The organism is Kitasatospora nipponensis (assembly GCF_039528135.1).
Lineage (GTDB): Bacteria > Actinomycetota > Actinomycetes > Streptomycetales > Streptomycetaceae > Kitasatospora > Kitasatospora nipponensis.
The window spans coordinates 1-839 of record NZ_BAAALF010000608.1 but is presented as its reverse complement, the minus strand read 5'-3'; the positions used below and the strand labels follow the sequence as shown (position 1 = coordinate 839).

Annotated in this window: 1 protein-coding gene; it reads left to right on the top strand. The window is 67.1% G+C overall.

What is annotated here, in order from left to right:
- Window positions 1-839, top strand: an 839-nt coding sequence (locus ABD323_RS42220) for an amino acid permease (RefSeq protein WP_344447366.1), incomplete at both ends; no start/stop codon positions are given.

The window sequence follows — 839 nt, the reverse complement described above, 5'->3', positions numbered from 1 at the left end:
CCATCGGCGGCGCGATCGGCACCGGCCTGTTCCTCGGCGCGGGCACCGCGATCTCCAAGGCCGGACCGAGTCTGATCCTCAGTTACGCCGTGGCCGGCGTGGTGATCTTCGTCATCATGCGCGCGCTCGGCGAACTCCTCACCTACCGCCCGGTCTCCGGCAGCTTCGCCGAGTACGCCCGCGAGTTCCTCGGCCCGTTCGCGGGCTACGTGACCGGCTGGACGTACTGGCTTTTCTGGGTGGTCACCGGCATGGCCGAGACCACCGCCGCCGCCGTGTACGTGAAGTTCTGGGCGCCGGACATCCCGCAGTGGATCTCCGCACTGGTCTTCCTGGTGATCCTGTACGGCGCCAACCTGATCTCGGTGAAGCTGTTCGGCGAGATCGAGTTCTGGTTCTCGATGATCAAGGTGACCGCGATCATCGGCATGATCCTGATCGGCATCGGGGTGCTCACCCTCGGCTTCAGCGACGCCGGTGACACCGCCGCGCTGAGCAACCTCTGGTCGGACGGCGGCTTCTTCCCCAAGGGCATCGGCTCCACCGTGATGACCCTGCAGATCGTCATGTTCGCCTACCTCGGCGTCGAGCTGGTCGGCGTCACGGCGGGGGAGAGCGAGAACCCGCAGAAGACCCTGCCGCGCGCGATCAACACGCTGCCCTGGCGGATCGCGCTGTTCTACATCGGCGCGCTGGTGGTCATCCTGGCCGTGGTGCCGTGGCGGGAGTTCTCCCCGGGCGTCAGCCCGTTCGTGGCCGCGTTCGAGAAGATGGGCATCCCGGCGGCGGCCGGGATCATCAACTTCGTGGTGCTCACCGCCGCGCTCTCCTCCTGCAAC